Source organism: Acinetobacter sp. S-1 (genome assembly GCF_059579785.1).
Genome location: NZ_CM184207.1, coordinates 2,787,833 through 2,811,800 on the forward strand (window position 1 = coordinate 2,787,833; position 23,968 = coordinate 2,811,800).

The 23,968-nt window shown below is 40.0% G+C and carries 26 protein-coding genes; 4 read left to right on the top strand and 22 right to left on the bottom strand.

Annotated features, from left to right (window positions below; all coding sequences use genetic code 11):
* Window positions 1-13: 13 nt before the first annotated feature.
* Genes AC52J8_RS13260 through AC52J8_RS13310 form a run of 11 tightly spaced genes read right to left on the bottom strand, consistent with a single transcriptional unit; the run spans window position 14 to window position 8,955 of the window.
* Window positions 14-805 carry an aspartate dehydrogenase gene (locus tag AC52J8_RS13260; RefSeq protein WP_032063609.1) on the bottom strand — a complete coding sequence of 264 codons (792 nt, stop codon included), beginning with the start codon at window positions 803-805 and terminating at the stop codon, window positions 14-16.
* A gap of 15 nt (window positions 806-820) precedes the next feature.
* The gene (locus tag AC52J8_RS13265; protein WP_057086308.1) at window positions 821-1,615 is read right to left on the bottom strand and encodes an SDR family oxidoreductase; all 795 of its coding nucleotides are present in this window, start codon (window positions 1,613-1,615) and stop codon (window positions 821-823) included.
* 15 nt (window positions 1,616-1,630) lie between these two features.
* Complete coding sequence (locus AC52J8_RS13270) at window positions 1,631-2,455, bottom strand: alpha/beta fold hydrolase (protein ID WP_086400179.1); 825 nt, start codon at window positions 2,453-2,455, stop codon at window positions 1,631-1,633.
* Between the two features lie 35 nt (window positions 2,456-2,490).
* On the bottom strand, window positions 2,491-3,012 hold the full coding sequence (locus AC52J8_RS13275; protein ID WP_002117566.1) for a cupin domain-containing protein: 522 nt from the start codon (window positions 3,010-3,012) through the stop codon (window positions 2,491-2,493).
* A 22-nt stretch (window positions 3,013-3,034) separates the two neighbouring features.
* The gene (locus AC52J8_RS13280) at window positions 3,035-4,258 is read right to left on the bottom strand and encodes an MFS transporter (RefSeq protein ID WP_017399048.1); all 1,224 of its coding nucleotides are present in this window, start codon (window positions 4,256-4,258) and stop codon (window positions 3,035-3,037) included.
* Between the two features lie 42 nt (window positions 4,259-4,300).
* Complete coding sequence (locus tag AC52J8_RS13285; RefSeq protein WP_086400180.1) at window positions 4,301-5,512, bottom strand: NAD(P)/FAD-dependent oxidoreductase; 1,212 nt, start codon at window positions 5,510-5,512, stop codon at window positions 4,301-4,303.
* A 28-nt stretch (window positions 5,513-5,540) separates the two neighbouring features.
* Window positions 5,541-6,470: a VOC family protein gene (locus AC52J8_RS13290; protein WP_086400181.1), complete on the bottom strand. Its 930-nt coding sequence runs from the start codon at window positions 6,468-6,470 to the stop codon at window positions 5,541-5,543.
* A gap of 11 nt (window positions 6,471-6,481) precedes the next feature.
* Window positions 6,482-7,246 (bottom strand): SDR family oxidoreductase, encoded by a 765-nt coding sequence (locus AC52J8_RS13295; protein ID WP_086400182.1) that lies wholly within the window; start codon window positions 7,244-7,246, stop codon window positions 6,482-6,484.
* The gene (locus tag AC52J8_RS13300) at window positions 7,239-8,306 is read right to left on the bottom strand and encodes a Rieske 2Fe-2S domain-containing protein (protein ID WP_005070727.1); all 1,068 of its coding nucleotides are present in this window, start codon (window positions 8,304-8,306) and stop codon (window positions 7,239-7,241) included. Before AC52J8_RS13300 ends, AC52J8_RS13295 begins: the two co-directional genes overlap by 8 nt.
* Window positions 8,307-8,322: 16 nt before the next feature.
* Complete coding sequence (locus AC52J8_RS13305) at window positions 8,323-8,622, bottom strand: recombinase-like helix-turn-helix domain-containing protein (RefSeq protein ID WP_005070730.1); 300 nt, start codon at window positions 8,620-8,622, stop codon at window positions 8,323-8,325.
* A 27-nt stretch (window positions 8,623-8,649) separates the two neighbouring features.
* Entirely contained in the window at window positions 8,650-8,955 is a 306-nt protein-coding gene (locus tag AC52J8_RS13310; protein WP_044100558.1) for a non-heme iron oxygenase ferredoxin subunit, read from the bottom strand.
* A gap of 273 nt (window positions 8,956-9,228) precedes the next feature.
* Between AC52J8_RS13310 and AC52J8_RS13315 the strand changes: the two genes are divergently transcribed.
* A complete protein-coding gene (locus AC52J8_RS13315; RefSeq protein WP_005075410.1) occupies window positions 9,229-10,041 on the top strand; it encodes an IclR family transcriptional regulator in 813 nt (270 codons plus the stop codon).
* Between the two features lie 45 nt (window positions 10,042-10,086).
* Here the strand turns inward: AC52J8_RS13315 and AC52J8_RS13320 are convergent, their stop codons facing one another.
* On the bottom strand, window positions 10,087-10,326 hold the full coding sequence (locus AC52J8_RS13320; RefSeq protein WP_228715376.1) for a hypothetical protein: 240 nt from the start codon (window positions 10,324-10,326) through the stop codon (window positions 10,087-10,089).
* Window positions 10,327-10,400: 74 nt separating this feature from the next.
* A complete protein-coding gene (pnuC, locus tag AC52J8_RS13325) occupies window positions 10,401-10,982 on the bottom strand; it encodes a nicotinamide riboside transporter PnuC (protein ID WP_086400183.1) in 582 nt (193 codons plus the stop codon).
* A gap of 247 nt (window positions 10,983-11,229) precedes the next feature.
* Between pnuC and AC52J8_RS13330 the strand changes: the two genes are divergently transcribed.
* A complete protein-coding gene (locus tag AC52J8_RS13330) occupies window positions 11,230-12,018 on the top strand; it encodes a crotonase/enoyl-CoA hydratase family protein (protein WP_197738938.1) in 789 nt (262 codons plus the stop codon).
* Between the two features lie 102 nt (window positions 12,019-12,120).
* On the opposite strand, the gene pgaD is transcribed toward AC52J8_RS13330, so the two are convergent.
* From pgaD to AC52J8_RS13355, 5 genes are all read right to left on the bottom strand, one after another.
* The gene (pgaD, locus tag AC52J8_RS13335) at window positions 12,121-12,540 is read right to left on the bottom strand and encodes a poly-beta-1,6-N-acetyl-D-glucosamine biosynthesis protein PgaD (protein WP_044100554.1); all 420 of its coding nucleotides are present in this window, start codon (window positions 12,538-12,540) and stop codon (window positions 12,121-12,123) included.
* An 83-nt stretch (window positions 12,541-12,623) separates the two neighbouring features.
* Window positions 12,624-13,883: a poly-beta-1,6-N-acetyl-D-glucosamine synthase gene (gene pgaC, locus AC52J8_RS13340; protein WP_002117710.1), complete on the bottom strand. Its 1,260-nt coding sequence runs from the start codon at window positions 13,881-13,883 to the stop codon at window positions 12,624-12,626.
* A gap of 13 nt (window positions 13,884-13,896) precedes the next feature.
* The gene (pgaB, locus tag AC52J8_RS13345) at window positions 13,897-15,891 is read right to left on the bottom strand and encodes a poly-beta-1,6-N-acetyl-D-glucosamine N-deacetylase PgaB (RefSeq protein WP_086400184.1); all 1,995 of its coding nucleotides are present in this window, start codon (window positions 15,889-15,891) and stop codon (window positions 13,897-13,899) included.
* A gap of 243 nt (window positions 15,892-16,134) precedes the next feature.
* Complete coding sequence (locus AC52J8_RS13350; RefSeq protein ID WP_002117532.1) at window positions 16,135-16,473, bottom strand: FKBP-type peptidyl-prolyl cis-trans isomerase; 339 nt, start codon at window positions 16,471-16,473, stop codon at window positions 16,135-16,137.
* Between the two features lie 86 nt (window positions 16,474-16,559).
* Window positions 16,560-17,090, bottom strand: coding sequence for a YaeQ family protein (locus AC52J8_RS13355; RefSeq protein ID WP_005075397.1), 531 nt, complete (start codon window positions 17,088-17,090; stop codon window positions 16,560-16,562).
* Window positions 17,091-17,279: 189 nt separating this feature from the next.
* Between AC52J8_RS13355 and dctA the strand changes: the two genes are divergently transcribed.
* Entirely contained in the window at window positions 17,280-18,542 is a 1,263-nt protein-coding gene (gene dctA, locus AC52J8_RS13360; protein ID WP_086394370.1) for a C4-dicarboxylate transporter DctA, read from the top strand.
* 45 nt (window positions 18,543-18,587) lie between these two features.
* Here the strand turns inward: dctA and AC52J8_RS13365 are convergent, their stop codons facing one another.
* A complete protein-coding gene (locus tag AC52J8_RS13365) occupies window positions 18,588-19,586 on the bottom strand; it encodes a CobW family GTP-binding protein (RefSeq protein WP_140157922.1) in 999 nt (332 codons plus the stop codon).
* Window positions 19,587-20,086: 500 nt separating this feature from the next.
* Here AC52J8_RS13365 and AC52J8_RS13370 point away from each other — a divergent pair, with 500 nt between their 5' ends.
* A complete protein-coding gene (locus AC52J8_RS13370; protein ID WP_000761577.1) occupies window positions 20,087-20,287 on the top strand; it encodes a hypothetical protein in 201 nt (66 codons plus the stop codon).
* A gap of 130 nt (window positions 20,288-20,417) precedes the next feature.
* On the opposite strand, the gene AC52J8_RS13375 is transcribed toward AC52J8_RS13370, so the two are convergent.
* From AC52J8_RS13375 to AC52J8_RS13385, 3 genes are all read right to left on the bottom strand, one after another.
* A complete protein-coding gene (locus AC52J8_RS13375; RefSeq protein ID WP_005070756.1) occupies window positions 20,418-20,933 on the bottom strand; it encodes an acyl-CoA thioesterase in 516 nt (171 codons plus the stop codon).
* A 250-nt stretch (window positions 20,934-21,183) separates the two neighbouring features.
* Window positions 21,184-21,798, bottom strand: coding sequence for a MarC family protein (locus tag AC52J8_RS13380; RefSeq protein ID WP_002117499.1), 615 nt, complete (start codon window positions 21,796-21,798; stop codon window positions 21,184-21,186).
* Window positions 21,799-21,809: 11 nt separating this feature from the next.
* Window positions 21,810-23,876: a choline transporter gene (locus tag AC52J8_RS13385; protein WP_086400185.1), complete on the bottom strand. Its 2,067-nt coding sequence runs from the start codon at window positions 23,874-23,876 to the stop codon at window positions 21,810-21,812.
* Window positions 23,877-23,968 lie beyond the last annotated feature (92 nt).

The following is a 23,968-nucleotide window of genomic DNA, read 5'->3' on the forward strand; positions in this document are numbered from 1 at the left end:
GATCAAATCCTTCTTAAATCTGTATTGCTTCTACACTGTTGCGACAAGCACGAATCACGCTAAGCGCAGCCAAAGTTGATGTTTTCGGGTTACTTGGCAATGGCACGCCCACCAGTTCAATGGTCATTTGCCCAAAGCCACCTTCTGCCACAATGGTGTGTTTGTTTTTGTTGATGGTTGGATCAACAGTTAACTCAACCATGGTTTCATCCATACCAAGTCCTGCAAGTGCAATGGTTGCTGCAACGTTGGCATTAGCTGGAAATTTCATGGCAGCTTCACGCGCAGTTCCTGTGAAAAAGACTGTAGCTTCAGCAACATGGTCTAGATCGACCAATTGCTCTGCATAACTACCCTTCCAGCTTTTTGGACTTTTACAGCCTTTGTAAGTGACTTTTTGCAAACCACCTTCTTTGGCCGCAGAAATACCGTCAATACCTGCGATAGCCCCTGCAAGCAAATGCAAATGTGCATCATTTTTTTCGGCAGTTTGCTTAAGCTGAACCAAAAATTCGCTATCAGCCAAAGTACCCACCGAAATCAGACCAATGGTCCAGCCTTTCGCTAAAACTTTTTGAACATGCTCTTTCACTGCTGCTTGACCTGCCACCTCAATGACATAGTCTGGCGTACCATCGCATTGCTCAATATCTGAAATCACCTGAATGTCAGACGAGACTTGTGACTGCACTTTTTCAATACTGCGAGATGGCACGACAATCCATTTGAGTTGCAGATCTTGAGGCAAGTGGGCATACACTTCTGCTGCCATTGCGCCAAAACCAATCATCATCAACTTTTTCATGACAGCACCTGATATTTATAAATGTTTGTTAAAACCACCTGAGACATCTATTGCCGAACCTGTGGTGTAAGATGCCAATGGTGATGCCAAGAAAACCAAAGCACGTGCGGGCTCTTCTGGTCGGCCTAAGCGCTGCATGGGAATGCCACGATTTTTTGCGATATTCCCCGTCCATTCTTCCCATGACAGATTTAAATCTGAACGGGTTTCATAACGGCGTTTCCACTGCGCAGACTCAACCATTCCGAGTAAAATCGAGTTCACACGAACGCCATATTGGGTAAACTCATGTGCCAGAGAATGGGTTAAGTTCAACAGTGCAGCGCGTGCAGATGACGTCGCAATCATGTGCGGTTCCGGTTGCAATGCCAGTAACGAGTTCACATTGGTAATTGAGGCATTTGCCGACTGTTTTAAGTCATCAAGAAAAGCCCGTACCGGATGTAAAACACTGAAATATTTCAGCTCAATTTCTTTCATCCAGTCTTCATCTTGTGTGTTTTCAAAATTTGAAACACGGCCTTGCCCAGCATTGTTAATGAGCATGTCCACATTGCCCAAATTGAGTTTGACCTCTTTGGCAAATTGCTGAACTTCTTCTTTTTTCAACACATTACATGCTTTGGTAAAAATATGGGCATGTGGAAATTTTTCTAAAATATACTGCTTAGAAGCATTTAAACGTTCTTCATCGCGACCACACCAAGCAACTTTTGCACCCTCTGCAACCAGTATTTCAACAGCAGCCAGCCCAATCCCAGATGAGCCACCGGTAACAACTGCAACTTTTCCTTCAACTTGGAAGCTCATAATCCTTAATCTCTCTTACGATTGTTCCTGAATCGTCAACATAATTTGGTTAAATGCTTGCGGTTGGTCGACATAACTTAAATGTCCTGCATCTTCTATGACGAAGCGCTGTTCCAACTGCAATTCCTGAGCAAGCTCTTGTATACCTAACGCAGGAGTGATTTGATCTTGCTGCCCTGCAATGACTGTGCATGGGACTTTTAAATTGGTTAAGTAATTACGTATTTCGTCATATGCCAGTAAGTACGATGCATGTGTGAAACCTTTTAGGGTCAACTGTTGCATCACCTCTGAAACTAAAGCTAAGGCTTGTGGCTCTTGTTTATAAATCAAATGAGGTCCACGGCTTTGGGCCATTCCTTTAGCGCCTAGTTCTTTCAACATTTTTGGTCTTTTTTCAAAAACCTGAATTTGTGTCTGCTCATCGTGGCGTTGGTAGCCTTGAGCTAAGTTAGCAACAATCAAGTGTTTCACTCGCTCTGGGTAAAGTGCAGCAAATGCACTGGCCTGTAAGGCACCTAATGAGTGTCCCACCACTATTGCTTTTTCAATTTTTAAAGCATCGAATAACGCTGCCAAACGCTTTGCGTAGTCGGTAGCATTGGGCTGATCAGTTAAAAGTTCATCTGATTTGCCATAGCCCGGTGCGTCCCAGGCAATGACATGAAAATGATGAGACAGCACTTCAAGTTGGTTTACCCATGAAGCAGAACCTGAACTAATGCCATGCAACAGTACAAGGTACTCGCCCTGACCGGCTTCCCGATAGGCTTGCTGCTGGCCTTGAACAGTAACGGTTTTCACCGGAAATTCTGCTAACTTTTCAATGAGTGTCATCATTTTCAATTCTTTCCTTCATTCACTTCATCAAACAATTAACGTTTGATTTGAGACAACGGATGCTCTGGTGGATAGTTCGGAATGGTTGGTTTACCTGTTCCCAACATCACACACATCAAGGCATCTTCCTGACCTGGGTTAAATAGACCACGGTAGATTCCCGGTGGAATTGAAATCAGGTCACGCTCTTTTAAACGAGTTTCAAATTTTTCGCCGTTGTGCTCAATGAACAAATCAATTTCGCCGCGAAGCATAAAGAACACTTCTTCAACATCGTGGTGAATGTGCAAAGGACCTTCACACTGTGGTGGCAGAACCATGGTTGAAAACGTGAAGTTTTCTGCTGGTACAGTGTTACCGTCATTTGCAACACCTGTTGCACCCGTACCCATATAACGCATTTGTGCACGGCGATATTTCGGGTCGTAATCAGCTTGGAACTTCAAAGCATCGAAGTCATATTTACGTGTCTCAAAGCGAGCAATACGTGTGTTTAACCAATCTTCTAAAGAAGCTCCCTCTGGTTGTGCCCATGATTCGAATTGTTGTGTAGTCATTTTTAAACTCCTATACAGTGAATTAATAACGTTTTAAAAGAGGAACCAAGAACAACGACCCAATGACAGCGACGGCAGCCAAGAAGGTAATTCCTAAATTAAAACTATGTGTTTGCATCACGATGTAACCGATAAGAACAGGCGCAATTGCACTTGCAAAATTACCTAAACCGTTAAATATTCCACCCGCAGTCGCCCCTACATTTGAGGTCGTTACTCTTGCAAGCAGAGCAAATACAGCTGCTACTCCAAAACCCCACGCCATAGCACTTAAAGACATGGCAGCAATAATCAATAGTGGCTCAGTCATAATGACCATCACATACATGAAGATGCCCGCGAGTAATAAACCGCTAAATACTTGAATTGCGCGGCGGCCTAACTTGTCAGATAAAAACGCACCGATAATTTCGCCAATTAACATGGCAATGAACGGAAAGCTTGAATACATCCCAAACTCTTTGAGATTGAATCCTTTGTCTTGCATTAAGTAAGAAGGAACCCAGCTGTTTAAGCCCCACAAATACGTCATCAATGCAATGTTAAAGAGACAAACCAACCAGAATGCGCTGTTGCTGAGCAGCAATTTAGTATTGGTAATGTGACCTTTGAAGTTGGTGCGTTTACTCTCGCCCTCAATTTCGACAGTTTTCTTGAGCTGCAAGTTACGTAAACCAAAAACAATGCTAAAAATCGCAATCAGGGTTAGCGCAGCCATCACAAAAAAAGTGGTGTGCCAGTCGTGGTGAGCTAAAACATTTGCAGTGATCGGGAATCCAAGGAATGCACCTATCGGTGTTCCAAGTAAGAACATGGTAGAAGCACGTGCCTGCTGACGGTCCGTATAAGTCTGCTTAACAATGGTGTATGCCAGGGCAAATAACGGACCTTCTGCTAAACCGAGCAGTACACGTAAAATCAACATGCCTGAATAACTGGTGGTGAACCCCATACAGAACATGAGTACGCCCCACGACGTTACGCTCCAGAACAGCATTTTCTTTGGGTTAAAAATGTCACCCAAAAAGCTTAGAAAGACTGATGAAAAACCATAAGCAAGTAAGAAACTTGTCATGAGCCATCCGAGCTTGGCCTTATCTTCAGCAATTCCCATTGCACTTTGAAAATGAGGATCTGAAAATAAAACCGCAATACTAATCTTGTCGAAAAACGCCAGTACCACACACACCATAAGGACAAAAGCAGGTACCCAATGCTTCAATCCACTTTTTTCTTCATTACTCATGTGTCATTCCTTCGATTTGGTAATGAGAACCAGATTTAATGTTTACGGTTTTAACTTCATGACATTAAATTCAGCATCTGCTAATAGTTTTGGATCTAAAACGGTGTTGGCTTGCATCCAACGTTTTGCCAGTTTGACCAGTTTAGAATCATTAATGGCAATCATGTTGAGCAAACAATTTTCATGGTCCAGATATAAATAACTCACCTGATCTTCACCGCCTTGGCGAATGACTACTTCCTTCGTTTTTTCAGGTTGATAAGTACCCAAAATCTGGATATTAAAGTGATATTGATCTGACCAAAGCCATGGAATATCGCTATATTCAGTTTCAATGCCGAGCATCGACTTTGCTGCTGCAATTGCCTGATTTTGTGCATTTGCCCAAGACTGAATGCAATAACCCAAGCCCGGATGAATCGCGACATCACCTGCGGCATAAATGTTTTGATCTGAAGTTTGCCCAAAACAATTCACCACAATGCCATCTTTCACATCGAGACCAGCATGTACACCTAACTCTTTGGCAATCTCAGCGCCTGCACCTACCACGACACAGTCAAATAACTGGCTATTTTGTGGATGATTCACTACTTCAACTTTCTGATTCGGCGCTTCAACCAAATGAAGGCTCTTGCTGTCTAAATGAATTTTTGTACCTTGGGCTTCATGCATATTTTTTAAAAATGCAGAAACTTCCGGACTCACACTTCTTGCACATAAGCGGTCACCATATTCAAAAATATGAACATCTTTACCTTGCTTACGTGCAGTTGCAGCAATTTCTAAACCAATCCAGCCACCACCGATCACAGCGACATTTTTTGCATTCTTTAAAATTTCAGCCAAACGTTCACAGTCATGCACATTGCGTAAAGTCACAACATTTGGAATAAACTGCCATGTATTGACCGGTACACGGGCACGGCTTCCGGTTGCAATCAACAATTTGTCATACGGCAAGATCTGGCCGCTTTCTAAATGAACCTGTTTTTGCTCACGGTCGACTTTTGTCGCAATTTCCGGTTTATGCCATTGAACGTTGAACTCTTGAACCTGTTCAGGAGAGAACAGATTCAAACTTTCATACGTTGCTTCTTTTGAAAGTACTTGCTTAGACAGTGGCGGACGCTCATAAAACACTTGGTCTTCATTTGAAACCACGTGAATTTCACCCACATACCCATTTTGACGCAAGGTACTTACTGCCCAACCCGCTGCCTGTCCGGCACCTACAATTACGATCTTTTCCATAGCCATCTTCCTTGTTCAGCAATCCCTGTTAAACAGGCTTCACCTGACGGCGGGTTGTGTCATCAAGACCACCTTCAATCGCCCATTCGGTGAAAAGCTCTAGACGATGTTCTTCTACACGCGGCTGCCATTCTTCTGTCAAATAATCATCATTGGTGTAATATTCAAATGCACCACCTAATGGTGAGTTGACGTACCAGAAATAAGCAGAAGAAATTGGGTGACGTCCCGGTCCAATAAAAGTTGACCACTCCGAACGATTCATATTTAAACCGCCCCCAATCACCTCATGGATATCACGTACTACAAACGCAACGTGATTTAAGCCAGCAGGTTTATTTGGAACACTGAGCAAGAATAAATCATGGTGATAACCTTCACCGCGACAACGTAAGAATGCACCGCGATTTTTGTAGGCATCAGATAAATGAAAACCTACTTTTTCAATATAGAAGTTTTCAGTTGTTGCCAAATCTGGTGTGAAGAACACCACATGTCCAATCGCAACAGGCTGACCTTTTTCATAGACAGGACTTGCTGCATTAACACGTTGAATGTTGCCGTATTGGTTAATACCTTCCGTTTTAAGTTCAGGTACTTCTTTAACAAAACTTTGTTCAAAACGAATGGTCATGCCATTTGGGTCAAGACACTGAACTGTATTTTCAATACGTTTAAAACCTTCTACATCGACCAAACGAGCTGCCAACTCATCAAGGTCTCGAGTACTTTCAACACCCCAAGTCACTTCACGTAAAGTTGAACCTTGCTCAATAGCAGGCGGCAAACGGTTATCATCACAATTAAATAGATAAATCTTGCTACCATTTTGGGTTTGGTAAAGATCAGTGCCTTCAATATCCGAACTACTTTGGCTTAAACCAAAATCTGCCAAAAACTTGTTTGAAGCGGCTCTATCTTCAACTCCAAACTTTAAAATCTCGATCCCTGTAATCATTTGACTACTCCTTAGTTAAAGACAAAACCGCCATTGACCGGAATATTTTGACCTGTCACAAAAGAGGACAAATCCGACAGTAGATATAATGCTGTTCCATTTAAATCTTGTGGAAGTTGCTGACGTTGAATCGCTCTTCCGTTCACATATAAATCGTGACGCTCCTGTGGCACATATTCGGTTGCTTCAACCAGAGTAAGGCCCGGTGACAATGTGTTGACACAGATATTAGATTGTCCCAACTCTCTTGCCATTGAACGCGTCATGGCAACAATTGCACCTTTACTTGCAACATAAGCCATCAGGTTGGGTGCGCCCCAAAGTGCTGTATCGGAAGCAACATTAATGATCTTGCCAGCAGCCGATTGCTTTAAATGGGGAACGCATGCCTTACTGATGAGCCATGTGCCTTTCACATTAATATTCATGACCCGATCCCAAAGTTCAGGATCGTAATCAATCATATTTTTTCCACCGACATTGGTTGCCAGTGCCGCACAATTCACAAGTCCGTCTAGTCCTTTTAAAACTTCCACGCTTTTTGCAACCGCATTTTCAATAGAGTCTGCATTGGCAAGGTCAACGGTGACAGCATGAACGTTTAGCCCTTGTTTCTGTAAAGCTTGTGCTTCTTGTTGCACCAAGTCAGATAAAATATCTGCCATCACAACTTCAGCGCCTGCCTCGGCAATAGCTTGAGCGAAATCTCGACCTAAACCACGCGCTGCACCAGTTACTAAAACTTTTTTGCCTTGCAACAACGCTATATTAGCCATGAGCTTCTTCCTGCATCTCGATACGGTTTGATGCATTTAGCGCAGCAATTTTCTTTAATTGCTTTTCAGCTTCTTTTTTCATTAAACGGCGTAAACGTGCAAGCCCTACATCGTGTTGATAGAGGAACTCTTTTTCACGCGCATTTGGCGCAAGGTTTTCTAAAATAATTCGGTCTTGTTCCAATACATCCCAATGCAATTGTTCTAAGTGATTGCGATATAAGAAACGCCATACATTACGTTGCCAGCCACTCACCTTACGGCAGCGCCAGAAAAATACGCGAGTATTATTGGCATCAATTGGCGTTGCATAACCTACAATCCAAAATTCACCACCTGGGCCAAATTGTTTACGGTATGGAATTGAAAGACGTAACCAGCTTGCACCTGTTGAACCATATTCAACCCAGTCAAAGTTCACACCTGTTTGACCTTCTTTTTCAAAAACAAAGCCATTATCGGTCGTGCGGTGCTTCATCTCTGCAGTACGTTCACCATCTGCCATCGAGTGCGATGTCGCATGTAAATAGGTCCCATGCATTGGGTCCATCACGTTATCAATCGCGTATTGATGGTTTACTTTCCAGTCTGCTTGGCAAAGGAACGCACTCCACTCTTCGCTTGCAAGTTGTTCTGGAAACTCAAGCGGCGCTGGTTGTTCATTTGCATCAATACCAAACCAGATAAAGATTGCGCCATGTTGCTCAATGACAGGATAGTTCTTTAAACATTTAGTACCAGTCATTGGACATTCATGAACGGCTGGCACATCAGCAACAACACCGTCAGCACGAACTTCAACACCGTGATACCAGCAAGCAACTCGGTCACCCAAATTCCAACCCAGTGAAAGACGAGCACCGCGATGTGGACAGCGATCTTCAAGCGCATGAACCTGACCTTCAGCATCACGCCAAACTACAATATTTTCGCCTAAACGAGTAATTCCGACTGGATTAGCAGCGACTTCCCAACTTGCTAAAACCGGGTGCCATTGGTCACGTAAACCAAGTTCTAAATATTCTTCAGCGCTTTGTGAAGTTGATACGATTGCGTTCATTTTATTCTTCCTTGAATCAATAACCTAAACGTTGCATTTCTTCTGTAAAGCTTGCAGAAGTCCATTCATCACCAGATTCACAGCGGAAACCCTGTTGATTAAGTGCAGAAACAACGTCATCTAACTCTGTTGCGCCCGCAGAAAATGCCTGAATCAAGTTTTTTACAAAATCCTGTTCATAGAGAGTTGGCTCTTTATAACGTGTCTGCCAAACCAACAATTCAGATTGACCTGGAATTTGAATATTGTTGATACCTGCTTCGGTTGCCGGCGTTGCATGAATCCAGCTTGCCAACTTTTCATTAAATGTCTTCATTGTTCTGCTTCCTTGTACATGTGAGGACTAGAGTTGAATTTGAATATTCTGTCCTTCAACACGAACTGGGTACGTACATAGGTTTCTACACCCGGGTCCACTTTTTAGCTCACCTGTCTGAATGTCAAAAATTGCTTCGTGCAATGGACATTCAACAGTCTGATCTTCGATAAATCCTTCGGTTAATAAGGCATACGCATGAGGGCAAACATTTTCGATAGCAAAGTAATTTTCATCGACGAAAAATACGCCTATTTTTTTCCCTTCAATTTCGATGGCTTTCGGCTCATCTTCGCTAACGTCACCCTGCTGACAAACTGAGATCCAACTCATACCTTGCGTCCTCATTTTGTTTTATATACAAAACATAATTTGATTTTCAAAACACAAGCTAAGCATAATCCCCTTGATCATTTTTTGTCAAAGTAAAAATACATATAAAATTCATTTGTTTATTAATTTTTAAATATTTTGTTACGTTTCAAGAAGGAAACAAAGTTTTAAATATAAAAATTGTTTTATGCATTTTTAACAATTACAATAGTTATAAAATAAAGCAGCATGCCCCAAATTGAATCATGTTTTATTTATAGGAAAATGACACGAATGAGCATAGCAATTGATGAAGATTCGCAAGAATCGGAAACAACAAAAAATGATGATCGATATTTAGTACCCGGACTTGTACGGGGTTTAGCTATCTTGCAAGCATTTAACCAACAAGCGCAAGAAATGACCATTACAGAAATTGCTGAAATTTTAGAAGTGAACCGTTCTAGTGCATTTCGTCTGATCTATACACTCGAATCTTGTGGCTATTTAAGAAAAGCATCTCAAAAAACTTATGCTCTCGATTCCAAAGTCATGGAACTTGGTTTTAACAGTTTATCTAAACTTTCATTACTTGATTTATCGACACCTTTAATGAAAGAACTACGTGACCAGACCAAACTCGCGGTACATCTTTCTATTTTAGAAGGCACTCATATTGTCTTTGTAAATAATATCCAGTCGATGGGAACCTTTACGAGCAACATTAGCTTAGGAACTCGCTGGCCTGCCCATGCAACCGTCATTGGTCAAATGCTTTTATCTGATTTACCTGAAACTGAAGTACGTCAGCGTTACCGCAATTTTAGTGATTGGGACAGTTTCTCTGAACTGACGCCAACCAATTTAAAAGCTTTATTGCAAAGACTCTCTTTCGTAAAAACTCAAAAAACTATGGTGAGCTGGGGTCATTACAACCATGATATGGCAGCCTGTGCGGCGCCTATTTTTAAACAGTCAAATGGTAAAATGGTGGCTGTTATCTCTGTAAGTTGTCCAATTACGACTTATGATGAAAGAACATTTAAAGAAGATATCGCAAGCCTAGTCGTTGAAACAGCAAATAAAATTTCCAAATTTATTTATTAAAAAAAGCGACGTTAAGTCGCTTTTTTTTAGATTTTATTTCATAAATTAAAAATTACTTTTTAAAACGTTCTCATTCATATCTTTAAAGATAATTGTCGAATCATTTTCTTTAATATCAAATTTTAAATACTGCTGTTTAAACTGGATTACCGCATAAAACTCTTCTGCACCATCATCTAAACCTGTCGCAGAAATCTGGCTGCCTCGTGGAAAATCCTTAAGCCATGCAGCGTTATAAAAATCTGATACAGAATTAAATTCACAATACTGTTTTGGCTCTGCCATTATTTTTGCAGCAATTTGATCAAACTGTTGTTGTTTATAGACCTATAAGCTCAACAGCATGATCGCTCTCCAAATTAAAGCTGGTTTGAGGCTAAAAGCTGTTTCTTTTTAACTTTTTCCCATTGATACCAACCATAAGCTGCCATCAAAACAAATGCTGCATACAAAGCGGCTGTTAAAAATAAATCTTTATAGATGAACATGCCAACATAAATAATATCGACAAATACCCAGAGTATCCAAGTCGCAATATGTTTTCGGCTGGTCCAATACGTTGCAAGCAAACTAAATGCGGCAAGTTGTGAGTCGAGCATAGGAACTGCTGCATCAGTAAAGTTTTTAAGAATTAAGCCAAAAAGCAAGCCACCTACCGCGGCAATGATCATTTGGATGATAGCGGTTTGAACTACTATCGGCTCAATTCGAATATCGTGATCTTGCTGCTTTCCTTTGAGCCAGTAGTAAAAGCCATAAAAATTTACGACCATAAAAAAGAACTGCAAAATCGTTTCGCCATATAGCTTAAATTCGTAAAACAAATAGGCATATAAAACAAAGGCAAAGAAATTAAACAGCCAACACCACATATTACGGATTACCGTTAATCCGACTCCAATCAGGCTAATCAAGACTGCAAAGATTTCTAGAGGTGACATAAAAACAGCTGCTTATTGAGATCAATTTGACTAAGTATTATGAGAAAAATATAAAGCGAAGCAAACTGCTAATTTAAATAAATGATGCAAATTGGCATTGTCTGAGGTTTTATTCTTTTCTAATGTCATCGATTTATTTCAATGCACAGATAAAAGAAATACCGATCGAGTCGCGAACAAATTATATTTGCTAGTTTTTAAACGATTGTTTAAAACATGATTAAAGACAAATAAAGAGCGTGACAATATGTCAAATCAAGCAGGAAAAGTCAGCCGTGAAACTCGTGGACATATTTTTTTAATTGGTCTAGATCGGGCAGCAAAACGTAATGCTTTTGATAGTCACATGATCAAAGACTTATCACTATCGCTCACCGAATATGAAAATAATGATGCCCTGCGCTGTGCGGTTATCTTTGCTCATGGGGATCATTTTACAGCTGGTTTAGACCTAGTTGAGTTACAACCTAAACTCGCTACAGGTATTTTTGATTTTAGTGAAAATGAAATTAACCCTTGGGGCACAATAGGCCGGAAACTGAGTAAACCTTTGATAGTGGCAGTACAGGGTTATTGTTATACAGCTGGTATAGAACTATTCCTCAACGCAGATATTACGATTGCGAGTGAAAATACACAATTTGCTCAAATGGAAGTTCAACGTGGCATCTTACCCTTTGGTGGAGCTACAGCACGATTTACTCAAGCTGCCGGTTGGGCCAAAGCCATGCGTTATTTACTCACTGGTGACTCTTTCGATGCAAAAGCAGCATTTGACATGAACCTGATTACCGAAATATGCCCAGAAGGCTCTCAGCTCAACCGTGCAATAGAACTTGCTGAACATGTTTCGCAAGCTGCTCCTCTTGCTGTAAAAGCGACTCTCGCCTCTGCTCGCGAAGCTATTAACGAAGGTTATGAGGTTGCCTTTAAGCAATTGCAAAACCATCTTCAACCTTTGCTCACCACAGAAGATGTTCAAGAAGGTGTTTTTGCCATGTTGCAAAAAAGACCTCCTGTTTTCAAAGGTAAATAATACCTGCACAAGCACTGCACTCTACAGTTTAAAACTTATGGATATACTGAAATTAGCGTAAAAAAAAGCCCACATGATGCGGGCTTTTTTAATTAATTGGCTTTATTCAACTCTAATGATTTTACCAAGTTCATCATGATGAACGACTGTAATTTTCTGACTACGTCCCTGCTCAATTTCATGTTCAGGTAAATCAAAATAGCGCGCATAATCATCAGTCTGTTTTGCTTTAAGCGCATTACCACCAACACGATGCTCAGGCAGCACATGACTCCACAACAATAAGCAAATTGCACAAGCAATTAACGCAGTAATACCATGTTCAATGCCTAAACCAAAGGCACTAAACAAACGGTGAACCAAATGTGTTTTTTGGAGCTCAGCCAAAACCCAGATTAGTACAAATGGACGCCACAGCAACAACCAAACCGCCCACATCATGGCTGTGCTTGTTGTAGAAGCATAGCGCTTATGCCATGGTAATTGACGGCGTAAATCAATAATCAACGAATTTGTCTTCATTTCTCTCTTTACCTAACGAAGTGCTGTGGTTTTCCCCAGACATCAATACAGCACGATCTTTAAAATCTCATGACTCTTGCATTTCATCCACGAATGCCCCGATCCGGGCTCACCCAACGCGCACGTTTCTCATCTCCACGTTTTAAAACTTTTGGAAATGCCACAATAGTTGCCGAGATGGTGATTAGCCAAAAGACCAATGGATACCAGATCATCCAGAAATAGTTTTTTCCTAGATGTGGTTCATAACGACTATCCATCCATTTGCTTAAAGCAAACTGAATGAGACAGGTTGCCCCCAATAAAATACCGCTACCATACGGTAAAAATGGAGAGCTCACAACGGCTAAAGCAGGGACCGGTAAAATAAAATGTACCAACCATAATAAAGCCATCGCCAGCATTAAATATGACCAAACTAAGGTTAAGCAAAGCTCAAACATTAAAGGCCATAAAAAATTTAATTTTGGTTTGGTGAACACATCAATATTTTTAATTAATACCTGTGCCCCACCCATAGCCCAACGTAAACGTTGTTTCCACAAACCGTTTAAAGTTTCAGGCATTAAAATCCAGACCAAGGCATTCGGTTCAAAACGAATGTCCCAACCTGCGCGCTGCAATTTCCAAGTAATATCGATATCTTCAGTCAACATATTTGGAGACCAATAATCCACTTGGTGAACAGCGCTCTTACGAAAAGCGGTAATCACACCCGATACGGTAAATAAGCGCCCAAAGGTACGTTGTGCACGTTTAATCATGCCAACAATCGAAGAAAACTCCCCGACCTGAATACGCCCTAGCAAAGTTGAGCGAGTACGGATACGCGGGTTACCCGTAACTGCTGCAACTGTTGGATTTTCCTGAAAATGACGAATCATCCACTTTGCTGCATGAGGATCAAGTAAAGCATCGCCATCAATACCAATTAAAAACTCGGCATCGGTCATTAAGCTTCCGGCTTGCAACCCCATGGCTTTACCTTGGTTTTGCGCCAAATGAACAACACGTAGTTTTTCATGTTGTGCTGCTAAACGGTCGAGTACCTCTCCTGTATTGTCCGAGCTACCATCATTAATCGCAATCACTTCAAAATGAGGATAGTCCAGTTTTAATGCATGGCTAATGGTTTCTTCTGCATTATCCCCTTCATTAAAACAAGGAATTAACACAGCGACTTTTGGATAACTCTCTAACGGAGCAGGTTGATCGTAAGGCGGAGCCTGACGTTCTTTCCAATAGAAAATGATCGCGCCAATCATCCATAAATACGACATGAATAATGGATAATAGAAAACGAATTTTAAGGCATGCGACCATATTGCAGCAAAGATTGTCATGTTTTAGCCTCAACTACGGCACAAGACGAGATGATTTTTCAGCAAATGCTTTATGCATAGTGTCCACATCCGGATGATCTTTAATTGGATCATCTGGGTAATATCCGACATGCATTACACCTTGCTGATAAAGAGAATGAATTGTTGCGGCCATTTCAGTTGAAGGTACCTTTTCGTTTTTACGCCAGTCGGTTGCCTGTAATTCAAAAACGGTTTTCTTAATGCCATTTGGATATTGTTTCACGCGATCAACCATATCTTTATAGAACTGATCAGCATTATCGACCTGTTCCATATAAGGCATTGCCATAATAGCCGTAAAGTCATAACGTTTTAATGACTCTTCAAGCGATTGTGAATACCAGTTTTCTGCATATGGTTTTAAAGCAACTTGCGCATACAAATTACGTGCAGTCATCAAGAATGGTTCATATTGTCGCACGTCATCAACAAGTTGCATTGCAAAATCATCTAGATATTTTGTCTTATATGCCGTCCATTTTTGCAAATCTTGATCATTATCACGGATTTTTGCCAAATCTGTTGGCAAGCCTTGTTTTGCATAGGCTTTTAAGGCATCTGGGCTTGCATCTTCATAGTCAGATAAGGTGACATCATCATGAAATAAAATTCCGTTAAATGAAGATGACTTAGCCAAATCTTGATAAATCTCACGAATAGTTTGGCGTGCGTCTGCTGAGAACGGACTTAAACGGATGTACCCCATGTTGAGGTGTTCACCAGCTTTTGCCTGCTCTGTCACCACCAAATCCTTAGAAACTGGATCAGTTTTTGGTAGTTCCCATGCCAATAAAGGCATCCACGCGTAAATACGACTTACAGGCGTACGGGTTTGAATTTGCCATGCTACACGGTTAAACAAGTCGGCACGCATTGGAATATGACGGTTCGGGAAATACACCATATCAGCAGAGCCATTCGCATCTGGATCTGAAAATGCTTGTAAATAGACTGTATTTACACCCATCGCATTAATTCGGTCTAACAAATGACCTAAATTACGTTCTTGCTGTTTCGGGTCTGGATCATAAATATAGTCCAGATCAATATGCATAATTTTTTGCGGACGGTTGTTATCTGTTAAATTCAATTCACGATTTTTAATTTCTTGAGCCAAATCATCAGTCGTCATATCGCCTTCTACCAAAATACGGCTCATATTTTGGAGAGATTGTTTTGCGTGATCAGCCCCATCATCAAGTGTAATGGTAATTGGCATACCAAGCTTTTTAGCAATTTGAACTGTTTGCATATTATAGCGACCATAAGGCCATACCATAATACGTGGTGAACGTAAGCCATGCGCTTTGAGTAGTTCGTTATTTTTCTTTAAGTCGTTATAAATACGTGACTGATATTGTGCATCGTTCTCGTAGGTTTGAGTTTTTACATCATAAAAACGAGTAGTTGCAGCAGGTTCAGAGTTCCCTTGCGGGTTGCCTGTAATACCGCGATGCAAATGATAGCTATGGCTTGCGATCTCAACAAAGCCACTATCTTGCATTTCTTTCAGCTCAGGCCAGCTTAAGATTTTATCACGTGGAATTTCTTCCCCTGAAAAATCGACTTTCTGCCCTGCTTTTGGCTCTAACCATGAACCTACTACTGCGAGTACTACAGGGATTTTTTTAGCTTTAATGACAGGATAAGCATTTTGATAAAAAGATTGATAACCATCGTCTACAGTTAATAGAACAGGTTTTGTAGGTAATTGAAATTTACCTTGATGAGCACGGATCAACTGATCAACCGTAATAAAATGGAATCCATTTTTTTGCAGCCATTCAACATGCTGTGTAAATTGTTGAGTCGTCACTGCATATTGAGGAATTAATGCATTTTTAGTATCGGTAATTTCATGATAACCAATCACCGTAAGTGTTGACGCGTCCAGTTTAGGTGGTTTGGCTAATGCCATGCCTGACAAACCTGCCAGAGCTAAGCCAAGTGATATGTTCAACAAAGGAGATGCAAAGCGGATAATCATGAAATAGCGTCTCAATAACAATATAGATTATTTATGCGAAGTTTGATTTTAAGACGCAAACTTTTTGGAATTTGGTCTTAATGTCAGCCTGCCCATAAATGAACAGTTTCTCAGTCAGCATTTATAATCAAATAATCTGAAAATAATCTTAAATATTTAAAAAGCTAAAATATAAATTAATAATGTATTTATATTTAAAGCTCATATAAACAAGAAAGCCCCCTAAAGGGCTTTAAATTTTCACTAGTCACGAGTTTTGACATCGAATAATTCAATTTCAAAAATTAAATTAGAATTAGCGGGAATAATCTTACCCATTTTACGCTCACCATAAGCCAAATGAGCAGGTACGATTAATTTACGCTTGCCGCCAACTTTCATTCCCATAATGCCTTGGTCCCAACCTTTAATTACACGGCCTGTTCCAATCACACATTCAAAATAATTACCGCGATCAATTGAAGAATCAAATTTTGTGCCGTCTTCTAACCAACCTGTGTAGTGAGTTGTAATCAAAGCACCTTTAACCGCTTCTTTGCCCTCACCTACTTTTAAATCAATAATTTCTAATTCATTTGACATGGTTTACCCCTTAATCTAAAGCTCTCAATCGCAACTGGTACTTAGTGTACCAACTGAATCTGTAGAATTTGTTGCGCTTTTCTATGTTACTGTAACTGTGTCCACACAACGCTTGCCTGACCCTTTTCACCTAAAAGCGTCCACTCGTTGTCCATGACATTTAATTGAAGCTGCATCGTACGTTCACAAAGTTGTTCAAGCTCTGCTGTACTTTGAGGGGCAATTTGCCACACTTGAACATTACTTAACGTTTTAATTTTACTGTTTCGTTTCCACCAGTCTTCGACTTGTGTGCCATACACAACAAGCGCAACTGTTTTACATCGCGCACTAGCTTTTTTGACTTTATCTTCAGACGGTAAGCCAACTTCAATCCATGTTTCTAACTGACCCGTTAAATCTTTTTGCCATAATGCTGGCTCATCAGTTTCAAAAAGGTCTTTAGTAAACTCAAGCTCATCACTTGCGAAACGGGCAAAAGCCATCAAACGAACCATTAAGCGTTCTAAAGTTTCCGAAGGATGCAAGGCAAGCGTCAGTTGATAATCACCATAAATATGGTCATCCATATTGGCAATATTCAAGTCTGCCTTATAAATTGTTGCTTTAAGCGCCATGATTAATATGTCCAAAAATTTGGCGCTAAGGATACTCGATTTTAGGTAAAAAATTATAAAAAAACTGAACAATGCAAAGCATAGTCATGTGAAATTTGCATATTCTTCCAAAACGCTCAGCTTATTTTATAGTTGGCCGGCTTTTTGCTTTAGAGAGAGATATTTTCCTCTTGCTAAAATTGATGACTTATGTGGCTAAAGCTCAAGCGTAGTTTATTTTTACAGGTTCTTTGTGCTCTCTTTCTTGGGGTTGCAGTTGGAATCGGCTTTCATGATTTCTCCCTATCTTTAAAGCCATTAGGTGATGGTTTTATTTCTTTAATTAAGATGCTGATTGCACCAATTGTGTTTTGTGTTGTTGTACTGGGAATCTATGGTGCAAACGACATTAAAAAAATGGGCAAAGTCGGTGCAAAAACGATTCTCTACTTTGAAGTCGTCACCAGTATTGCCTTAATTTTAGGCATTATTGTGGCCTATGTATTTAAACCGGGCGTCGGTATGAATATCGATATTAGCCATTTAGATGCAAAAGATTTAAGTACCTATACCGAACGTGCCCATGAAATGCATACAGGTTCGGAATTTCTACTCAATATTATTCCGAAGACCTTCACTGCAGCTTTTGCAAACGGCGATATTTTACAGGTTTTATTGATCGCTATTCTATTTGGTGTTTCCCTACTTTTAATTCCTAAGCATTTAGCAGAGCTAGTACGTCAAGCGCTGGAAGCTTTTTCGGAAGTCTTCTTTAAAATTATGGGACTTATTATTCGTTTAGCTCCAATTGGTGTATTCGGCTCAGTGGCCTATACCACTGCTAAATTTGGTTTAGATTCACTCTTACAATTGGGTTATTTGGTTTTACTGTTTTATGCAACCTGCATTTTATTTGTTGTTATTGTTTTAGGTTCGATTTTAAAACTTGCTGGTCTCAATATTTTCAAATTTGTGGGCTATTTTAAAGATGAACTCGCTATTGTTTTAGGTACAGCTTCTTCTGACTCTGTTCTTCCACAAATTATGAAAAAACTCAAAAATTTGGGAATTAAGGATTCAACTGTCGGTTTGGTTATTCCAACTGGTTATTCATTTAATTTAGATGGCTTTTCAATTTACTTAACTTTAGGCGTGATCTTTATTGCACAGGCCTGCAATATTGATTTGTCTATGCATGACTTACTGGCTATTTTGCTGGTTTCGCTCATTACTTCTAAAGGAGCGCACGGCATACCAGGGTCAGCCTTAGTTATTCTTGCAGCCACACTTTCAGTGATACCAAGTCTCCCTGCAATTGGCTTAGTGCTGCTACTTTCAGTCGATTGGTTTATTGGAATTATTCGTGCCTGTACCAACTTAATTGGTAACTGTGTCGCAACCGTAGTGATTGCTCATTGGGAAAAAGATATTGACCATGGGCAAGCTAAAGCTGTGTTAGATAGCAAACCTTAATCCCACTCTTCAGAGAACATTGAATTACTTTTGGTTTAATGTTCTCTACTCTTCAAGCTGACAGGCAAGTAATGATGTTTCAAAAGCTAACCAATCATGGTTATGTTCGCTAATGATTTCAATACGGTTATCAATGCCCTCTTCACCAGACTTATAATTAAACTGATCAGGATTAAAGTTAAAAACTTTCCATCCTTGATCTGTGTTAAAAATTCCCTTAATTCGGAGCCAGTCTTGCTGTGCACATAATAAATCTAGCAAAGCATAAAACTCGAATTTCCAGCGCTTAGGTAATTTCCAACCTGCCACAATATAACCTTGTGCCGACTCGACATAATGATAAGGTAATTGATTAATTTCCTTTGCGACTTCGGTTTCAGTCATTTGCTTTTGAATTTTAAGTAAAGGTTGTATAGATCGCTCAGTTAAACGAGCAGCTATATCAATTTTATTTAAAGCTAACTGACCATGTTCAATCTTAATCCACTCTTGGTGATAAGGTTGGTATTCGTCTTTTAATAGCTCAAGCGCCTGATCATCTTCAAAATTCATCACATCTGTATGTGACACCACTACAATTTGGGCAGCTTTTAACTGATCTTCATAAAGGTTTTGTTTAACCCAATTAGTATCATGCAAACGACTACCATCTACCACAGTAATCAGTGCCCGCATGGCTAAACTACTTTGCCAATGAGGTTCAGTCAGTTGGTCAAATAACTGAGAAGGATGCCCAAGTCCAGTCGGCTCAATAAAGAGTCGATCTGGCTTTTGTTCACTCAAAAGACGTGCTAAAGCAATATGCATCGGCAATTGACTGCTACAACATAGACAACCGCCTAATAGTTCTTTGACTGCATATCCTTCATCTTGAGGTAAGAGTTGTTGGTCTACTCCAATTTGTCCAAACTCATTCATTAATACAGCCCACACCTCATCTTTAGGCTTTTGGCTTAACAAATGCTGTAATAATGTGGTTTTTCCTGCCCCTAAAAAACCGGAAATAATATGGGTAGGAACAGTTTTTGGGGCAATCAGTTTCACAAGCGGCTCAAATCAACAAGGTTTAAAAAACTAAGAAAGGTATATCACTGTTTAAGTAGCATGAAAATGATTTTTAACTTTGAAGATATACTTTTCAATTATCAGGCTAAAGCTCTCAATTTGTGACAGGCATCTCATCAATTATCTAAATTAGCTTTTAACATCTATAACTCAAACGAAATATCCTATTCAAGCACATTCACAATTCATGCCAGAGTGTTAGGTTTACGTAACAGAGTTGGTTTTTTTTCACTCAAAAAGAAATATTTTTTCACATTTTAAGGTGTATTTAAGCCCCTTTATTTTACAGATTGCTCACATAAATGGTCCGTATATTTCATATTGTTAAGATAGCCGTAATAGATTGTTAAGTTAATTGATGTAATCCAAACCTCGGCTTAGCATGTGTCCTAGCTTAGTCATTCAGCCATACAGGTTTCAGGTATGTATGAACGATTAGGTTTAATTTATTTTTAAATGAAATTTAAGGATGCCATAAAATGAAATTAGCTAAAACTTTACTCGCTACAACACTTGCTTTAACTGCTGCTTCAACTTTTGCTGCTTCTAAGCACGACCAAGCACATAACACTGCTGGTGAAGAAAAAGTTGTTGTTTCAACTCAAGAACAAGCAAACACTGCAAATGCTGCATCTGATGCTGTAGGTTCTGCTTCTGAAGCTGCTCCTGCAACTCGTTAATTCTCTCAGCATTCTCCTCCAAGCTCAGAGATAATTTTACTGAAATGAAAAATGGACGCTGAATTTTGGTAAAGAAAAAAAGGATCGAACCATGCTGCGGTTCGGTCCTTTTTTAATTCGATCTATTTTTTTAAGAAGTTTTCTTATACATGCTACAAGATGGATTATGGTTTTCTTGCAGACGTAAAACCTTACGGTGCTCAGCAGCTTCAAAGCGGCAACGCTTCCATTCTGTATTGAGATTTAATTGAGGTACTTCACATGGCTTGCCCTGTTCATCAACAGCAACCATCGTGAAATAACAGCTATTGGTATGGCGCACTGTGCGCTTCTGGATATTTTGCGCTTCAACACGGATACCGACTTCCATTGAAGTACGACCTACATGATTCACACTTGCCAAGAAGGTTACCAACTCACCTACATAAATAGGTTCTTTAAAATTTACTTTATCTACAGATAAAGTCACCACGTAGCCACCCGAATAACGACTTGCGCAAGCATAAGCGACTTGGTCTAGTAGTTTTAGAATCGTACCACCATGAACATTACCTGAAAAATTTGCCATATCAGGCGTCATCAAAACTGACATCGTCAATTCAGACTGATCATCAGTTGCTGTGGTCATTTCATCTAATGTAGGCATAGCTCAACTCTGTCTTAAAACAAGCTCAGTCAACATTATGGTTGATAATTCACAAAAAAAACATGCTTAAATCCACAACATAGCATCGTATTTTTTAATATCTTTGATTGTTTTTTAAAATTTAATTTTTTAAGGCACTATTTTTAAAGTTATTTTTTAAAGCTGTTCTATTTATCTTAGAATTTTTTAGAAGATGCTATGCCATTTTATTCCATGTTCAATGGCATAGCAGGTTGTTATGAGTGAATTGCTAAACTTTATTAATGACGCCTGTCACACCATTAATGATCATATCAATGGCGATCGTACCAATTAATAAAGCAGATAAACGCCCGACAATATCAAAATAGCGGTCGATATGCTTGGCATGTTTATAGCGTAAATGATCATGTGAAAATTTCATCAAAATCAAAATACTGCAAGTTAAAAACAAGGTGAAAGCAATCACTAGCGCTGCCTCACCAATTGACATTTCAATCCCTGTGACTACCGCAGCGCTAATAGTCCCTGGACCGATCATAAACGGCATGGCAATGGTGCCAGCCAGATGTTCTGGAGCACCACGCATTTCTCCAATGGTGTCGGCACCCTGAAACACATAGCGGTAGCCAATCACCAAAAAGATAAGGCCTCCAAAAATCTGAAAGGCTTCAAAACGTACATTCAGATATTTACTAAAAATTGTTTCGCCGCCCCATGCAAATAGCATGAACACGACAAAAGCAATCAAACTTCCCTGAATCAGTGCTTTGTTAAACACCTTAGCTTCTGAATGGCGGATCAGGCCAATCATATAAATGCTCATTAAAAATGGATTGAGCAACGAGAAAAATAAAGCAAAAGAATGTAGATAAGGAGAAGCCATGCATTTTCCTCTTAAGCTTGTGGATCTGGGAACAATGGACGATTCCCGGGGCTAATACGATTAATATGTAAGAATGTCATATGTCTTTCATATTTATCTAAAATATCGTTAATGACCTGTTCTTTACTGTAACCGACCAGATCGTTATCTTGTGAGCCATCATAAAGATAGGTTTCAAGTCGGAAATAGAACTGCTTGCCTCGTTTTACACGCTGGCTAAAGTTAGGCGCGCTATAACGTACAGGCCAGATCTGATAAACAAAGTTTTGCTCCTCTTCCAAATGGACAGTGAGATCTAGATGGTAAAGCGTATCTTCATCTTCAAGCGGGGTTTGCTGCACGTCCACATTCATACCCTGCTTAATCAACTCATCAGCAACAGCCTGAACAGCTGGCAAACACACCGTATCTAGCATGCGGTGTGTTTCAGTGGTTCCCGGATGATGCATCACTCGAGTTAAACGCTGTTTCCAGTTCAGAATATCAACGTTTCCTACGACTGGCGCTGCATTCATACTGCGACTAGCATGCCTGTAATCTTCAAGTCTGAGTGACTTATAAAGCCCTGCCATCACAAGGAACATCACAAAACTAAACGGTAAACCCATAATAATAGTTGCGTTTTGCAAGGCGGTAATACCGTTGGTCATGAGCATGGCTAATGTGAGTAAACCAATCGCCACAGCCCAAAAAACGCTTAGCCAACGTGGAGCATCATTATCAATATTAGTAAGTTTAGTGGTGAAGTTACCTAAAACCAGAGCTCCCGAATCGGCAGAAGTCACGTAGAACAAAAGCCCTGTTACGGTGGCAATTGAAGCAATAAAGGTAAAGCCCGGATATTGTGCTAACAAGTCATAAAAACCATGAGCCGGATTTGCTAACACCGTCGCTGCTAAGGTTTGGTTGCCTTCAAAAATAACGCTATGCAATGCGCTATTACCAAAAATAGATAACCACGTGAGTGTAAATAGAAGTGGAATAATTAAGGTACCGCATACAAACTCACGAATGGTACGCCCTCTTGAGATACGTGCCAGAAAGAGTCCTACAAATGGAGACCAAGCAATCCACCACGCCCAGAAGAAGAAAGTCCAACTACTCATCCATTCTTTAGGCTGTTCAAAAGCAAAACTTTGTAATGCTAAAGCAGGGAAACGAGTTAAATAGTCACCAATATTTTGGACAAGGGCATTGAGTAAAAACTCAGTATTTCCCAAGAATAAAATAAACAGCAATAACCCGACCGAAACATAAATATTAATTTCAGATAAAATCCGCAGGCCTTTATTGACCCCGGATGTCACCGAAATAACGCTAATACCGACCGCAACAGCAATCAGGATAAATTGCATCCAGATATTTTCTGGTAACCCCAATAACACATGTAGGCCATAATTCAGCTGTACTACTCCAATCCCGCAGGTCGTCGCAATACCAAAAATTGTCCCAATCACGGCAGCTGTATCAACACTATGCCCAATTGCCCCATTAATTCTTTGTCCAAAGATTGGATAAAGTGCAGAACGAATGGTAAGCGGCAAATTATAACGATAGCTGAAATATCCCAATGACATACCAATCAAGGCATACATACACCAGCCAGTTAAACCATAGTGAAACAATGTCCAAACCATACTTTGGCGTGCTGCTTCATAGGTTTGCCCTGCTCCGACCGGAGGTTGCATGTAATGAGATAGTGGTTCAGCGACCGAGAAGAACATGAGGTCGATACCAATACCCGCCGAGAACAGCATGGCAGACCAACTGAGTAAACTAAACTCAGGCTTGGAATGCTTAGGTCCTAATTTGATACTGCCATATCTTGAGCAAGCAATGAAAATCACGAAGGCCATATATAGTGTTGCAGCCAGCAGATAATACCAACCAAAGGTTGAAGTTACCCACTGAAGCACGGCATTCATGACTCGATTTGCAAAATCGTTGAACAAAAACGTGACGAGAGAAAAAATTAAAATAAGTACAGCTGAAAAATAAAAAACCACACGGTTGAGCGGGTCTTTTTTAGATTTAGATAATGTTAAATCATCAACTGCTCTTGGATTATCTGTTGCCATACAATCCTCAAGGAATAAAATAAAAACAAAATATTTAATTTCGTCTTTTCACTCTTATTTAAAACAATGAAAAGACGACTTTAAACGCAAAA

Coding starts and splice junctions, on each gene's coding strand:
- AC52J8_RS13260 (WP_032063609.1), bottom strand. CDS start 805: ATGAAAAAGTTGATGATGATTGGTTTTGGCGCAATGGCAGCAGAAGTG.
- AC52J8_RS13265 (WP_057086308.1), bottom strand. CDS start 1,615: ATGAGCTTCCAAGTTGAAGGAAAAGTTGCAGTTGTTACCGGTGGCTCA.
- AC52J8_RS13270 (WP_086400179.1), bottom strand. CDS start 2,455: ATGATGACACTCATTGAAAAGTTAGCAGAATTTCCGGTGAAAACCGTT.
- AC52J8_RS13275 (WP_002117566.1), bottom strand. CDS start 3,012: ATGACTACACAACAATTCGAATCATGGGCACAACCAGAGGGAGCTTCT.
- AC52J8_RS13280 (WP_017399048.1), bottom strand. CDS start 4,258: ATGAGTAATGAAGAAAAAAGTGGATTGAAGCATTGGGTACCTGCTTTT.
- AC52J8_RS13285 (WP_086400180.1), bottom strand. CDS start 5,512: ATGGAAAAGATCGTAATTGTAGGTGCCGGACAGGCAGCGGGTTGGGCA.
- AC52J8_RS13290 (WP_086400181.1), bottom strand. CDS start 6,470: ATGATTACAGGGATCGAGATTTTAAAGTTTGGAGTTGAAGATAGAGCC.
- AC52J8_RS13295 (WP_086400182.1), bottom strand. CDS start 7,246: ATGGCTAATATAGCGTTGTTGCAAGGCAAAAAAGTTTTAGTAACTGGT.
- AC52J8_RS13300 (WP_005070727.1), bottom strand. CDS start 8,306: ATGAACGCAATCGTATCAACTTCACAAAGCGCTGAAGAATATTTAGAA.
- AC52J8_RS13305 (WP_005070730.1), bottom strand. CDS start 8,622: ATGAAGACATTTAATGAAAAGTTGGCAAGCTGGATTCATGCAACGCCG.
- AC52J8_RS13310 (WP_044100558.1), bottom strand. CDS start 8,955: ATGAGTTGGATCTCAGTTTGTCAGCAGGGTGACGTTAGCGAAGATGAG.
- AC52J8_RS13315 (WP_005075410.1), top strand. CDS start 9,229: ATGAGCATAGCAATTGATGAAGATTCGCAAGAATCGGAAACAACAAAA.
- AC52J8_RS13320 (WP_228715376.1), bottom strand. CDS start 10,326: ATGGCAGAGCCAAAACAGTATTGTGAATTTAATTCTGTATCAGATTTT.
- pnuC (WP_086400183.1), bottom strand. CDS start 10,982: ATGTCACCTCTAGAAATCTTTGCAGTCTTGATTAGCCTGATTGGAGTC.
- AC52J8_RS13330 (WP_197738938.1), top strand. CDS start 11,230: ATGTCAAATCAAGCAGGAAAAGTCAGCCGTGAAACTCGTGGACATATT.
- pgaD (WP_044100554.1), bottom strand. CDS start 12,540: ATGAAGACAAATTCGTTGATTATTGATTTACGCCGTCAATTACCATGG.
- pgaC (WP_002117710.1), bottom strand. CDS start 13,883: ATGACAATCTTTGCTGCAATATGGTCGCATGCCTTAAAATTCGTTTTC.
- pgaB (WP_086400184.1), bottom strand. CDS start 15,891: ATGATTATCCGCTTTGCATCTCCTTTGTTGAACATATCACTTGGCTTA.
- AC52J8_RS13350 (WP_002117532.1), bottom strand. CDS start 16,473: ATGTCAAATGAATTAGAAATTATTGATTTAAAAGTAGGTGAGGGCAAA.
- AC52J8_RS13355 (WP_005075397.1), bottom strand. CDS start 17,090: ATGGCGCTTAAAGCAACAATTTATAAGGCAGACTTGAATATTGCCAAT.
- dctA (WP_086394370.1), top strand. CDS start 17,280: ATGTGGCTAAAGCTCAAGCGTAGTTTATTTTTACAGGTTCTTTGTGCT.
- AC52J8_RS13370 (WP_000761577.1), top strand. CDS start 20,087: ATGAAATTAGCTAAAACTTTACTCGCTACAACACTTGCTTTAACTGCT.
- AC52J8_RS13375 (WP_005070756.1), bottom strand. CDS start 20,933: ATGCCTACATTAGATGAAATGACCACAGCAACTGATGATCAGTCTGAA.
- AC52J8_RS13380 (WP_002117499.1), bottom strand. CDS start 21,798: ATGGCTTCTCCTTATCTACATTCTTTTGCTTTATTTTTCTCGTTGCTC.
- AC52J8_RS13385 (WP_086400185.1), bottom strand. CDS start 23,876: ATGGCAACAGATAATCCAAGAGCAGTTGATGATTTAACATTATCTAAA.